We start from the raw sequence: 12,915 nt of genomic DNA on the forward strand, positions 1-12,915 counted from the left end.
GCGCCTTCGAGGAGATGCTGACCGGCGGCCCGCTCGACGTGCTGACCGGCGACTACCTCGCCGAGCTGACCATGCTGATCCTCGGCCGCGACCGGCTGAAGGACCCCGGCCTCGGCTACGCCAAGACCTTCCTGCGCCAGCTGGAGGACGGCCTCGGCCTCGCGCTCGAGCGGGGCGTGCGCATCGTCGCCAACGCGGGCGGCCTGAACCCCGCGGGACTGGCCGAAGCGATCCGCACCCTCGCCGCCAGGACCGGGATCCCGGTATCGGTCGCCCACGTCGAGGGCGACGACCTGATGCCGTTCGCGGAGGGCGCGCTGACCGCGAACGCCTACCTCGGCGGCGCCGGCATCACCGCCTGCCTGCGGGCCGGCGCGGACGTGGTCGTCACCGGCCGGGTCACCGACGCGGCCCTGGTCAGCGGACCGGCGGCCTGGTGGTTCGACTGGGCACCCGACGACTACGACCGGCTGGCCGCAGCCGTGGTGGCGGGCCACGTCCTGGAGTGCGGAACCCAGGCCACCGGCGGCAACTACGCCTTCTTCACGGCGCACGACGTCCGCCGCCCCGGGTTCCCGCTGGCGGAGATCTCCGAGGACGGCTCCTCGGTGATCACCAAGCACCCGGGTACGGGCGGCGTCGTCTCGGCGGGCACCGTCACGGCCCAACTCCTCTACGAAACCCAGGGCCCCCGCTACCTCGGCCCCGACGTGACCGCCCGGCTGGACACGGTCCGGCTGACGGACGCCGGCCCCGACCGGGTGGCCGTCACCGGGGTCGTGGGCGAACCCCCGCCCGCCACCCTCAAGGTGGGCGTCACCCGGATCGGCGGCTGGCGCAACGAGGTGGTCTTCGTCCTGACCGGCCTCGACATCGAGGCCAAGGCCGCCCTGGTACGGGCCCAGCTGGCCGACGCCCTGTCCCAGGTGGCCACCGCGGACTGGACCCTGGCCCGCACGGACCACGAGGACGCCCCGACGGAGGAGACCGCGAGCGCGCTGCTGCGCCTGGTGGTGCGGGACCCCTCCCCGGACCGGGTCGGCCGCGCGCTGACCTCCGAGGCCGTCGAGCTCGCCCTGGCCAGCTATCCGGGTTTCCACGTCACCGCCCCGCCGGGCCCGGCCCAGCCGTACGGGATCTTCACGTCCTCGGCGGTCCCGGCGGCCTCGGTCCCGCACGTGGCGGTCCTCCCGGACGGCACCCGCCTCGCGATGCCACCGGTCCGGGACACCTGGGCCCGCCCGGCGTCCGAGGACCCGGGGGCGCAGCCGGCGCCCTCGGGCGCCGCACCGGCACCGGCACAGGCACCGGCACCGGCACAGGCACCGGCACCGGCACCGGCACCGGCACCGGCACAGGCACCGGCAAAGGCATCGGCCGGGCCGACCCGCCGCGTACCCCTCGGCGCGCTGGTCGGCGCCCGCAGCGGCGACAAGGGAGGCGACGCCAACATCGGCGTCTGGGTCGAACGCGACGACGCCTGGGACTGGCTCCACACCACCCTCACGGTGGACACCCTCAAGGCCCTGCTCCCCGAGGCCGCAGGTCTCCCCGTCACCCGCCACGCCCTCCCCAACCTCCGCGCCCTGAACTTCACCGTCCCCGGCATCCTCGGCGCCGGCGTGGCCTCCGCCCACCGCTTCGACCCCCAGGCCAAGGCCCTCGGCGAATGGCTGCGCGCCCGGCACATCGACATTCCCGCCCACCTCCTGCTCACCCCGGAGGGAACCCGCTCATGACCCGCCTCACCACCACCGTCGACCCCCACGCCCCCGACCACCTGGCCCACCGCGCCGCGGCCACCGCCCGCCTCGCCGAGCTGGACGCCGAGCACGCCAAGGCCCTCCTCGGCGGCGGCGAGAAGTACACGGCCCGCCACAAGGACCGCGGCAAGCTCCTCGCCCGCGAGCGCATCGAGCTGCTCCTCGACCCGGACACCCCGTTCCTGGAACTGTCCCCGCTCGCCGGCTGGGGCAGCGACTACCCCGTCGGCGCGTCCATGGTCACCGGCATCGGCACGGTCGAGGGCGTCGAGTGCCTGGTCACCGCCAACGACCCCACCGTCCGCGGCGGAGCCTCCAATCCCTGGACGCTCAAGAAGGCCCTGCGGGCCAACGAGATCGCCCGGCAGAACCACCTGCCCTGCATCAGCCTCGTCGAGTCCGGCGGCGCCGATCTCCCCTCCCAGAAGGAGATCTTCATCCCGGGCGGCGCGATCTTCCGCGACCTGACCCGGCTCTCCGCCGCCGGCATCCCCACCGTCGCCGTCGTCTTCGGCAACTCCACCGCCGGAGGTGCGTACATCCCCGGGATGTCCGACCACACCATCATGATCAAGGACCGTTCCAAGGTGTTCCTCGGCGGTCCGCCGCTCGTCAAGATGGCCACCGGCGAGGAGAGCGACGACGAGTCCCTCGGCGGAGCCGACATGCACGCCCGCACCTCCGGACTCGCCGACTACTACGCCCTCGACGAGCACGACGCCATCCGCCAGGCCCGCCGGGTCGTGGCCCGCCTCAACCACCGCCGGGCCCACCCGGCCCCGCCCCGGGCCGAGGAACCGGCGTACGACCCGGAGGAACTCCTCGGCATCGTCCCCGCCGACCTCAAGACCCCCTTCGACCCCCGCGAGGTCATCGCGCGCATCGTCGACGGCTCCGACTTCGACGAGTTCAAGCCCCTCTACGGCACCAGCCTGGTCACCGGCTGGGCCACCCTGCACGGATACCCGGTCGGCATCCTCGCCAACGCCCAGGGAGTGCTGTTCAGCGCCGAATCGCAGAAGGCCGCCCAGTTCATCCAGCTGGCCAACCAGCGCGACATCCCGCTGCTCTTCCTCCACAACACCACCGGCTACATGGTCGGCAAGGAGTACGAGCAGGGCGGCATCATCAAGCACGGCTCGATGATGATCAACGCGGTCTCCAACTCCCGCGTCCCCCACCTGTCCGTCCTCGTCGGCGCCAGCTACGGGGCCGGCCACTACGGCATGTGCGGCCGCGCATACGAGCCCCGGTTCCTCTTCGCCTGGCCCAGCGCCAAATCCGCCGTCATGGGCCCCCAGCAGCTCGCCGGCGTCCTGTCCATCGTGGCCCGCCAGTCCGCCGCCGCGAAGGGGCAGCCGTACGACGACGAGGCCGACGCCGGGATGCGCGCCTTCGTCGAGGCGCAGATCGAGTCCGAGTCCCTGCCGATGTTCCTGTCCGGGCGGCTGTACGACGACGGGGTCATCGACCCGCGCGACACCCGTACCGTCCTCGGCCTGTGCCTGTCGGCCGTCCACAACGCCCCCGTCGAGGGCGCCCGCGGCGGCTTCGGCGTCTTCCGGATGTGAGCCCGCACATGACGAACCTGACCTCCCTCCTGGTCGCCAACCGCGGCGAGATCGCGGTCCGCGTCTTCCGTACCGCCCGCGCCCTGGGCCTGGCCACCGTCGCCGTCCACTCCGACCCCGACGCCGACGCCCTGCACGTACGCGAGGCCGACGCGGCCGTGCGCCTCCCCGGCGCCGCCCCCGCCGACACCTACCTGCGCGGCGACCTCGTCATCGCGGCCGCCCTCGCCGCCGGCGCGGACGCCGTCCACCCCGGGTACGGATTCCTCTCCGAGAACGCCGGCTTCGCCCGTGACGTCGCCGCCGCCGGACTCACCTGGATCGGCCCGCCGCCCGAGGCCATCGAGGCCATGGCCTCCAAGACCCGGGCCAAGGAACTGATGCGCGCCGCCGGGGTCCCGCTCCTCGACCCCGTCGACCCGGCCTCCGCCACCGCCGCCGACCTGCCCCTCCTCCTCAAGGCCGCCGCGGGTGGGGGCGGGCGGGGCATGCGCGTCGTACGGGACCTCGACGCCCTCAAGGAGTCCCTCGACGCCGCCTCCGCCGAAGCCGCCTCCGCCTTCGGCGACGGCGAGGTCTTCGCCGAGCCCTACGTCGAGCGCGGCCGCCACGTCGAGGTCCAGATCCTCGCCGACTCCCACGGCACGGTCTGGGCACTCGGCACCCGCGACTGCTCCCTCCAGCGCCGCCACCAGAAGGTCATCGAGGAGGCCCCGGCGCCGGCCCTCCCCGAGGCCCTGCGCACCACCCTCCACGAGGCCGCCGTGGCCGCCGCCCGCGCGGTCTCCTACCAGGGCGCGGGCACCGTCGAGTTCCTCGTCGCCGCCGACGGACGCCCGTACTTCCTGGAGATGAACACCCGGCTCCAGGTGGAGCACCCCGTAACCGAGGCCGTCTTCGGGCTCGACCTCGTCGCCCTGCAACTGCGCATCGCCGAGGGCGCGGCGCTGCCGCTGACGCCCCCCGAGCCAGCCGGCCACGCCGTCGAGGCCCGTCTGTACGCCGAGGACCCCGCCCAGGACTGGCGTCCGCAGACCGGAGTCCTGCACACCCTCGCCGTCCCCGGTGAGGTCCGCGTGGACACCGGCTTCGCCGACGGGGACACCGTCGGCGTCCACTACGACCCGATGCTCGCCAAGGTCGTCGCCCACGCCCCCACCCGGGCCGAGGCCGTTCGCGCCCTCGCCCACGCCCTGGCCGGAGCCCGCATCCACGGCCTGGCCACCAACCGCGAACTCCTCGTACGCTCCCTGCGGCACCCGGAGTTCGCCGAGGCGCGGCTCGACACGGGGTTCTACGAACGCCACCTCGGGTCCCTCACCGAAGGCGGCCCGGACGCCACCCTGGCCGCGGTCGCCGCCGCCCTCGCGGACGCCGCACCGGCCCCCGGCGCCCCGCTCGCCACCCGCCTCGGCGGCTGGCGCAACCTCCGCTCCCAGCCGCAGACCCGCCGCTACAGCGCGGCCGGCACCGAGTACGAGGTCCGCTACCGGCCCGGCCGCAGCGGCCCCCCGGAGCTCGTGGACCACCCCGGCGTTCGAGTCCTGGCCGCGGAACCCGAGCGCGTCACCCTCGAAGTCGAGGGCGTCCGCCGGATGTTCCACGTGAAACGCAATTCGAACACCGAGGGTGGGCCGGGCGAGACGTACGTCGACTCCCCGCTCGGCGCGCACACCTTCATCCCCGTCCCCCGGTTCGCCGATCCCCAGGACCGCACCGAACCCGGCTCCCTGCTCGCCCCCATGCCCGGCACCGTCGTCCGCGTCGCCGAGGGCCTGGCCCCCGGCGACGCCGTCACCGCCGGGCAGCCCCTGCTCTGGTTGGAGGCCATGAAGATGGAGCACCGCATCGTCTCGCCCGCCTCCGGCACGCTCACCGCGCTCCACGCCACCCTCGGCCACCAGGTCGAGTTCGGCGCCCTGCTCGCCGTAGTCCAGGAGGAAACGCCCGCATGAGCTCCGTCGTCGAAACCGAAGAGCACAAGGCCCTGCGCGCCGCCGTCGCCGCCCTCGGGCAGCGCTACGGGCGCGACTACCTCGCCCGCGTCGCCCGGGAGGGCGGCCACCCCGACGAGCTGTGGGCCGATGCCGCCAAGCTCGGCTACCTCGGGGTCAACCTCCCCGAGGAGTACGGCGGCGGAGGCGGCGGCATCGCCGAACTCTCCATCGTCCTCGAAGAACTGGGCGCCGCCGGCTGCCCCCTGCTGATGATGGTCGTCTCGCCCGCCATCTGCGGCACGGTCATCTCCCGCTTCGGCACCGAGGCCCAGAAGCGGGCCTGGCTCCCCGGACTCGCCGACGGCAGCCGCACCATGGCCTTCGGCATCACCGAACCCGATGCCGGCTCCAACTCCCACCGCATCACCACCACCGCCCGCCGCGACGGGGACGACTGGGTCCTCACCGGGCGCAAGGTCTTCATCTCCGGCGTGGACATCGCCGACGCCACCCTCATCGTCGGCCGCACCGAAGACGCGCGCACCGGAAGTCTCAAGCCCTGCCTGTTCATCGTGCCGCGCGACACCCCGGGCTTCTCCCGCTCCGCCATCGAGATGGAACTCCAGGCGGCGGAGAAGCAGTTCGAACTCGTCCTGGACGAGGTCCGCCTGCCCGCGGACGCGCTCGTCGGCGACGAGGACGCCGGCCTCCTCCAGCTGTTCGCCGGCCTCAACCCCGAGCGCATCATGACCGCCGCCTTCGCCATCGGCATGGGTCGCTACGCCCTCGCCAAGGCCGTCGACTACGCGAAGACCCGCCAGGTCTGGAAGCAGGCGATCGGGGCCCACCAGGCCATCGCCCACCCCCTCGCCGCAGCCCACATCGACCTCGAACTCGCCCGCCTGATGATGCAGAAGGCCGCCCACCTGTACGACGCGGGCGACGACATGGGCGCCGGTGAGGCCGCGAACATGGCCAAGTACGCCGCCGCGGAGGCCTGCGTGAAGGCGGTGGACCAATCCGTCCACACCCTCGGAGGCAACGGCCTCACCCGCGAATACGGCCTGGCCGCACTGATCACGGCCTCCCGGGTCTCCCGCATCGCCCCCGTCAGTCGGGAGATGATCCTCAACTTCATCTCCCACCAAACCCTGGGCCTCCCCAAGTCCTACTGACCGCTCCCCGCCTCGGGCCGGGCACCGAGCCCCCGGCGTCCGAGTTCCCGGCCCAGGGCCCACCGGAGCTCGGCCCCCGAACCCCCGGCTCAGGGCCCACCGGGGCGGGCCCGCCCGAGCCCCCGGCACGCAGGGGGCGCGGGACTTCGACGAGGAGGGCCCACCCGGCCCCGGCGCCCGGGCCCCCGGCCCAGGGCCCACCCGGCCCCGGCGTCCGAGGCCCCGACTCAGGGCTCGCCGGGGACGGCGGGCGGTGTTCCGGTGCAGCGGGCGGCACCGGCAGCCGTCCCGGCGACGGGGCATCCGGCCGGCCGGGCGGCGCACGGGCGCCGCGCCCCGGACAATGGGTCGGGCCCTGCCCCCGCCGGCGCCGGCCGGACGATCCGCAGCACCCGCACAACCTCCGGAGGACACCGCATGACCCGCCCCGTCGGCGCCGCGCGAGCGCCCGGCATCACCACCCTCACGCTCGACTCCCCGGCCAACCGCAACGCCCTCTCCGCGGACCTCGTCCGCGACCTGCGCACGGCCCTCGCCGCGGCGGCGGCGGACCCGCAGGCCCGGGCCATCGTCCTCACCCACGCCGGCACCACGTTCTGCGCCGGCGCCGACCTGAAGTCCCCCTGCGACCCCGCCGACTTCCTCGCCCTCCTCCGCGAGATCGCCGAACTGCACAAGCCGGTCGTGGCGCGCGTCACCGGCCACGTCCGGGCGGGCGGCCTCGGCCTCCTCGGCGTCTGCGACATCGCCGCCGCCGGCCCGCAGTCCACGTACGCCTTCACCGAGACCCACCTCGGCGTGGTCCCCGCCGTGATCTCCGCCCCGCTGCTCCCACGCCTGGACCCGCGCGCCGCGGCCCGGTACTTCCTCACCGCCGAGGCCTTCGACGCCGCCGAAGCCGCCCGCATCGGCCTGCTCACCCTCCACGGCGACGACGTGGACGAGGTCCTCGCGCCCGTGCTCGCGGGACTGCGCAAGGCGGGGCCGCAAGCCCTCGCCGCCACCAAGGGCCTGCTCACCGCCCCCGTCCGGGCCGTCCTGGCGGCCGACGGCGCCGCGCTCACGGAGCTGTCCGCACACCACTTCGGCTCCGCCGAGGCCCGCGAGGGCATCACCGCCCGCTTCGAACGCCGGGACCCGGCATGGGCCCTGTGACCGACGCCCAGCCCGCGCACGACGCCGGGCGGTCACACGACGCCCAGCCCGCGCACGACGCCGGGCGGGCACACGACGCCCGGCCCGCGCACGACGCCGGGCGCCCGCACGACGCCGCGCCCGGGCCCAAGCAAGCCCGCAGCCGCGTCACGCGCCGCCACCTCCTGGAGGCGGCCGTCGCCTGCCTCGCCGAACAGGGCTGGGCCGGCTCCACCGTCGCCGTCGTCGCCGAACGCGCGGGAGTCTCCCGCGGCGCCGCCCAGTACCACTTCCCGACGCGCGAGGACCTGTTCACCGCCGCCGTCGCCTACGTCTCCGAGGAACGCTCCGCGGCCCTGCGCGACCTCTTCCACGCCGGGCCCGCCGCCCGCCCCGCCGTCGTCGAAGCTCTCGTCGACCTCTACACCGGGGCCCTCTTCCGCGCCGCCCTCCAGCTGTGGGTCGCCGCCTCCAACGAGGAGCAGCTGCGCCCCCAGGTCACCGAACTGGAGGCCCGCGTGGGCCGCGAGACCCACCGCATCGCCGTGGAACTCCTTGGCGCGGACGAGTCCGTCCCGGGCGTACGCGAAACCGTGCAGGGCCTCCTGGACATGGCCCGCGGCCTCGGTCTGGCCAACGTCCTCACCGACGACACGGCCCGCCGCGCCCGCGTGGTCGCCCAGTGGTCCCGGATCCTGGACGCCACGCTCGGCTGAACCCGAAGACGCCGAGGGCGCCGCACCCGTACGCAAGCGACGGGATGCGGCGCCCTGAGGCGGGTGCGACGGACGGTCAGGCCGTGTCGGCGATGTCGGCGTACCCCTCGATCTCCTGCGGGTTGCGCCGGCCCGGGCCGATGTAGCGGGCCGACGGACGCACCAGGCGGCCCGTGCGCTTCTGCTCCAGGATGTGCGCCGACCAGCCGGCCGTCCGGGCGCAGGTGAACATCGAGGTGAACATGTGCGCCGGGACCTCCGCGAAGTCCAGCATGATCGCGGCCCAGAACTCCACGTTCGTCGCGAGCACCCGGTCGGGGCGGCGGGCGTGCAGCTCCTCCAGCGCGGCCTTCTCCAGCGCGGCGGCCACCTCGTAGCGCGGTGCGTCCAGCTCCTTGGCGGTGCGCCGCAGCACGCGGGCGCGCGGGTCCTCGGCCCGGTACACGCGGTGCCCGAAGCCCATCAGCCGCTCGCCCTTGTCGAGGGCCTTCTTCACGTACGCGACCGCGTCCCCGGTGCGCTCGATCTCCTCGATCATGCCGAGGACGCGGGACGGCGCGCCGCCGTGCAGCGGCCCGGACATGGCGCCGACGGCACCGGACAGCGCCGCGGCCACGTCCGCACCGGTCGAGGCGATCACGCGCGCGGTGAACGTCGAGGCGTTCATCCCGTGTTCGGCGGCCGACGTCCAGTACGCGTCGACGGCCTTGACGTGCTTGGGGTCCGGCTCGCCCCGCCAGCGGATCATGAACCGCTCGACCACGGACTCGGCCTTGTCGATCTCGCTCTGCGGCACCATCGGCCGGCCCTGTCCGCGCGCGGACTGGGCGACGTACGACAGCGCCATCACGGCGGCGCGCGCCAGGTTGTCGCGGGCGGTCCGCTCGTCGATGTCGAGCAGCGGTTTCAGACCCCACACGGGGGCGAGCATCGCGAGGGCGGACTGCACGTCGACCCGGATGTCACCGGAGTGGACCGGGATCGGGAACGGCTCGGCGGCGGGCAGACCGGGGTTGAACGCCCCGTCGACCAGCAGGCCCCAGACGTTGCCGAACGAGACGTGCCCGACGAGATCCTCGATGTCGACCCCGCGGTAGCGGAGCGATCCGCCTTCCTTATCCGGTTCGGCGATCTCGGTCTCGAACGCGACGACCCCTTCGAGCCCGGGTACGAAGTCGGACATCAGGCGGCTCCTCAGATAGTGCGAACACGCGCGGCTCCCGGCGTGACTCGCGGTCCGGCGCGGTCATCCCCGTTGATGCCCGGCACGGCCGTCGGTCACCCGTGTGGGGACCTCCGGACCGGCCCCAAGATTTTGGCGGCTGCGGATGCCAGGCGGAAGCGTGACATACGGCACACTGCCGCAAGCACTCCTGCGGCAGGATGGCCGTGTGACCGACCAGGACATTGACCCCGCCACGATGCGCAAGCAGTACCGCTCGGAGATCGTCCTCGAGGCGAGCCTCGCCGAGGACCCCATGCGGCAGTTCGCCGAGTGGTTCCAGCAGGCCGCCGACTCGCACCTCTTCGAACCGAACGCGATGGTCGTCTCGACCGCGACTCCCGACGGCCGCCCCAGTTCCCGCACCGTGCTGCTGAAGCAGTTCGACGAGCGGGGCTTCGTCTTCTACACGAACTACGGCTCGCGCAAGGGCCACGAGATCGACGCCAACCCGCACGTCGCCCTGCTCTTCCCCTGGCACCCCATCGCCCGCCAGGTCATCGTCACCGGCACCGCCGCCCGGATCGGCCGCGACGAGACGGCGGCGTACTTCCGCTCGCGCCCGCACGGCTCCCAGCTGGGTGCCTGGGCGAGCGAGCAGTCCCGCGTGATCGCCTCCCGCGCGGAACTCGACCGCCGCTACGCGGAACTCGCGGAGCGCTACCCCGAGGGCGAGCAGGTCCCGGTCCCGCCCGAGTGGGGCGGCATCCGGATCGTCCCCGACGGCATGGAGTTCTGGCAGGGGCACGAAAACCGCCTCCACGACCGCCTGCGGTACGTCCTGGAGGGCGGAAAGTGGCGCCTGGAGCGCCTCTGCCCGTAGCGGAGAACGCAGACGACCCGCGGGCTCGGGTTTCTCTCCTGCAGTGAGAGAAGCCGGCCGGACGTACCGGCGAGCCCGCGGGTCGGGTGACTGCTTGGGATTGGCGCCTGGCGATCCCGCCGGGCACCGCACTGGGTGCGTGCGACGACGGGCCCTTAGCCCGCAGCCACCTCACGCGTCCGGTTTCCGTACATTTCGGGAACCACCTCCCTTCTCGTGTACCGCAGAGCCTAGAACTGCTTCCCGGGGTCCTCAAGTGATTTATTTCGGGGCGATTCAGGGAATGCGGTGTGGGCTGCGTCACGTTCCAGTTGAATGATCTGACGTGCCGCACACGCGAACACCTGCAGGGGGTGCCAGGTGAGTGCTTCCGGACGTGGTGAGACCACCGACGATCTGCTCGCAGCGCTGCTGGACGGGATGGACGCCGCTTTGTGCGCGTTCGACGCCGACGGCGTGATCACGCACTGGAACCGCGAGGCCGAGCGGATCCTGGGCTGGAGCGCCGCCGAGGCGGTCGGGCGCAAGGGGTTCGCCGGGTGGGCCGTGCGCGCCGCCGACGCGCAGGACGTGGAGGAGCGGCTCATGGCCGTCCAGGACGTGCCCGGGCGGCAGGTGCACGAGTTCGCGCTGGTCACCAAGGAGGGCGGGCGGGTGCTGGTGCGGACCCAGTCCGCCGGGGTGCCCGGGGCGGACGGGAAGCCCGCCGGGGTGTACTGCGCCTTCAGCGAGGTGCACGCCCAGATAGACCTGGAGCGGTCCATCGCGCTGAGCGAGGCGCTGATGGACGACGCCTCGTGGGGCGTGGTCCTCGTCGACGTGGACCTGCGGCCGGCCGTGGTCAACGCGCACGCCGCCCGCGCGTTCGGATCGGCGCGCACCGCGCTGCTCGGCCGGCCCCTGGGAGAGCTGCTGGACCAGGGCGTCGAGGAGCTGGAGGGGGCCCTCAGCCACGTGCTCGCCGAGGGGTCGCCGCCGGCGCCGGCGGAGCTGTGGGTGTCCGTCCGCACGCCGGAGGGGGTGCGGCGGCGGTGCTGGCGGTCCGGGTTCCTGCGGCTGGGCTCGCCGCTGGCGGAGGAGCCGGTGCCGCTCGGGGTCGGCTGGCTGTTCCAGGACGTCACCGAGGCCCGGCAGGCCGCGCTGGACACGGCGCAGCTGCGGTTCCGGGCCGGTCAGCTGCACCGGTCGGGCCGGGCCGCCGCCGAGTGCGGCGACCCGGCCGAGGCCGCCGCCGTACGGCTGGACTTCGCCCTGGCCGGCTTCGCGGAGCACGCGCTGCTCGACGTACTGGAGCAGTCGTCCGACCCGGACCGGCGGCGGCTCGTACGGGTCGCGGCGTCGCCGCCGGTGCTGCCGGACCCGGGGGCCGGGGTGAGCGCCGCCCGCTACGCGCCGGGGCACCCGGCGATGCAGGCGCTGGACCGGATCGGGTCGGTGCGCACCAGCGCCCCGCGCGGCGAGGCGGGCGGGAGCTGGGCGCGGGAGCGGCAGTGGCCGCAGGACGCTGCGCACGTGCTGTGCACGGTGCTGCGCAGCCGGGGGCGGACCCTGGGGGTGCTGACCTTCGTACGGGGTGCTTCGCGGGCCGCGTTCGAGCAGGCGGACGCGGCGTACGCGGAGGAGGTCGCGGCCCGGGTCGCAGCCGATCTGGACCTCGGCGCCTGGCCCCGGCACGATCCGAAGGACCTGGCCTGAGGGCTGTCCCGCAATCCCGCAATCCCCTGGTGCCGCGCCGTTCAGTGGCGGAAGAAGATCCGGTCGCCGTACTCCTGGAGGACCCGGCCGTTCCATTCGTGGCCGCCGTCGACGTTGCCCGAGCGGAGCAGCGGGGGCTCGATGCCGCGGGCGACGAGCTCGCCCGCGGCCGCCGCCATCACGGCCTGCATGATCGCGCTCGTCACGACGGTGGAGGCGGGCGCGAACGGGGCCTCGATGCCGTCATGGCTGAGTTCGGCGTCGCCGACCGCGATCTTGCTGTCGAGGACGATGTCGCAGTGGTCCTTGAGGAAGGTGCCGGAGACGTGCCGCGACCGGGTCTCCGTCGCGTACGCCACGGACGTCAGGCCGATCACCTTCATGCCGATGGCGCGGGCGTTCATGGCCATCTCGACCGGCAGGCCGTTGCGGCCGGAGAGGGAGACGATCACGAGGACGTCGCCGTCGGCGGCCGGGCTGCTGTCGAGGACGGCACCGGCGAGCCCGTCGACCCGCTCCAGGGCGCTGCCGAGGGTGGCCGGCATGACGTCGACGCCGACGGTGCCGGGGACGGCGAGGAAGTTGACGAGGGCGAGTCCGCCGGCCCGGTAGACCACGTCCTGGGCGGGGAGCGAGGAGTGCCCGGCCCCGAAGACGAAGATCCGGTTCCCGGCGGCCACGGCCTCGGCGACGGCGGCGCCGGCCTCGGCGATGCGTTCCGCCTCTTCGCTGCGGACCCGCTCCAGGAGGCCGATCGCGGCGTCGAGGAACTGACCGGCCAGCTTGCTCTCGCTCATACGCCGATGGCCCTTCCAGAGGTGGGGTTCGTCCGTGTCCGCCGCTCACCGTGCGGTCTGGACCAAGGGCGTGTCAATACGA

The 12,915-nt window shown here is 74.0% G+C and carries 10 protein-coding genes; 8 read left to right on the forward strand and 2 right to left on the reverse strand.

What is annotated here, in order from left to right:
• Window positions 1-14 precede the first annotated feature (14 nt).
• The 6 genes from ACIPK4_RS00850 (at window position 15) to ACIPK4_RS00875 (ending at window position 8,296) form a co-directional block, all read left to right on the forward strand.
• Entirely contained in the window at window positions 15-1,739 is a 1,725-nt protein-coding gene (locus tag ACIPK4_RS00850) for an acyclic terpene utilization AtuA family protein (protein ID WP_402309045.1), read from the forward strand.
• Window positions 1,736-3,334, forward strand: coding sequence for an acyl-CoA carboxylase subunit beta (locus ACIPK4_RS00855; RefSeq protein WP_402308147.1), 1,599 nt, complete (start codon window positions 1,736-1,738; stop codon window positions 3,332-3,334). The genes ACIPK4_RS00850 and ACIPK4_RS00855 overlap by 4 nt, the downstream gene beginning before the upstream one ends.
• An 8-nt stretch (window positions 3,335-3,342) precedes the next feature.
• Window positions 3,343-5,289, forward strand: a complete 1,947-nt coding sequence (locus tag ACIPK4_RS00860; protein WP_402308150.1) for a biotin carboxylase N-terminal domain-containing protein — start codon at window positions 3,343-3,345, stop codon at window positions 5,287-5,289.
• Window positions 5,286-6,446 (forward strand): acyl-CoA dehydrogenase family protein, encoded by a 1,161-nt coding sequence (locus tag ACIPK4_RS00865; RefSeq protein WP_402308152.1) that lies wholly within the window; start codon window positions 5,286-5,288, stop codon window positions 6,444-6,446. Before ACIPK4_RS00860 ends, ACIPK4_RS00865 begins: the two co-directional genes overlap by 4 nt.
• 417 nt (window positions 6,447-6,863) lie before the next feature.
• Window positions 6,864-7,601, forward strand: a complete 738-nt coding sequence (locus ACIPK4_RS00870; RefSeq protein ID WP_402308154.1) for an enoyl-CoA hydratase family protein — start codon at window positions 6,864-6,866, stop codon at window positions 7,599-7,601.
• Window positions 7,598-8,296: a TetR/AcrR family transcriptional regulator gene (locus ACIPK4_RS00875; RefSeq protein WP_402309047.1), complete on the forward strand. Its 699-nt coding sequence runs from the start codon at window positions 7,598-7,600 to the stop codon at window positions 8,294-8,296. Before ACIPK4_RS00870 ends, ACIPK4_RS00875 begins: the two co-directional genes overlap by 4 nt.
• Before the next feature lie 76 nt (window positions 8,297-8,372).
• Here ACIPK4_RS00875 and ACIPK4_RS00880 read toward each other — a convergent pair whose 3' ends face one another.
• A complete protein-coding gene (locus ACIPK4_RS00880) occupies window positions 8,373-9,479 on the reverse strand; it encodes a citrate synthase 2 (protein WP_054223969.1) in 1,107 nt (368 codons plus the stop codon).
• A gap of 208 nt (window positions 9,480-9,687) precedes the next feature.
• On the opposite strand from ACIPK4_RS00880, the gene pdxH reads away from it, so the two are divergent.
• Together pdxH and ACIPK4_RS00890 are read left to right on the forward strand one after the other, a co-directional pair.
• Window positions 9,688-10,341 carry a pyridoxamine 5'-phosphate oxidase gene (gene pdxH, locus ACIPK4_RS00885; protein ID WP_376196380.1) on the forward strand — a complete coding sequence of 218 codons (654 nt, stop codon included), beginning with the start codon at window positions 9,688-9,690 and terminating at the stop codon, window positions 10,339-10,341.
• A 360-nt stretch (window positions 10,342-10,701) separates the two neighbouring features.
• Window positions 10,702-12,036: a PAS domain-containing protein gene (locus ACIPK4_RS00890; RefSeq protein ID WP_402308156.1), complete on the forward strand. Its 1,335-nt coding sequence runs from the start codon at window positions 10,702-10,704 to the stop codon at window positions 12,034-12,036.
• A 41-nt stretch (window positions 12,037-12,077) separates the two neighbouring features.
• On the opposite strand, the gene ACIPK4_RS00895 is transcribed toward ACIPK4_RS00890, so the two are convergent.
• A complete protein-coding gene (locus ACIPK4_RS00895) occupies window positions 12,078-12,833 on the reverse strand; it encodes an SIS domain-containing protein (protein ID WP_402308158.1) in 756 nt (251 codons plus the stop codon).
• Between the last annotated feature and the right edge of the window lie 82 nt (window positions 12,834-12,915).

This window comes from Streptomyces sp. NPDC086989 (assembly GCF_044745505.1).
Lineage (GTDB): Bacteria > Actinomycetota > Actinomycetes > Streptomycetales > Streptomycetaceae > Streptomyces.

Excerpts from the sequence above, each read along its gene's own strand:
- ACIPK4_RS00895 (WP_402308158.1), bottom strand. The coding sequence starts at position 12,833 with ATGAGCGAGAGCAAGCTGGCCGGTCAGTTCCTCGACGCCGCGATCGGC.
- ACIPK4_RS00850 (WP_402309045.1), top strand. The coding sequence starts at position 15 with ATGCTGACCGGCGGCCCGCTCGACGTGCTGACCGGCGACTACCTCGCC.
- ACIPK4_RS00880 (WP_054223969.1), bottom strand. The coding sequence starts at position 9,479 with ATGTCCGACTTCGTACCCGGGCTCGAAGGGGTCGTCGCGTTCGAGACC.
- ACIPK4_RS00855 (WP_402308147.1), top strand. The coding sequence starts at position 1,736 with ATGACCCGCCTCACCACCACCGTCGACCCCCACGCCCCCGACCACCTG.
- ACIPK4_RS00860 (WP_402308150.1), top strand. The coding sequence starts at position 3,343 with ATGACGAACCTGACCTCCCTCCTGGTCGCCAACCGCGGCGAGATCGCG.
- ACIPK4_RS00870 (WP_402308154.1), top strand. The coding sequence starts at position 6,864 with ATGACCCGCCCCGTCGGCGCCGCGCGAGCGCCCGGCATCACCACCCTC.
- ACIPK4_RS00865 (WP_402308152.1), top strand. The coding sequence starts at position 5,286 with ATGAGCTCCGTCGTCGAAACCGAAGAGCACAAGGCCCTGCGCGCCGCC.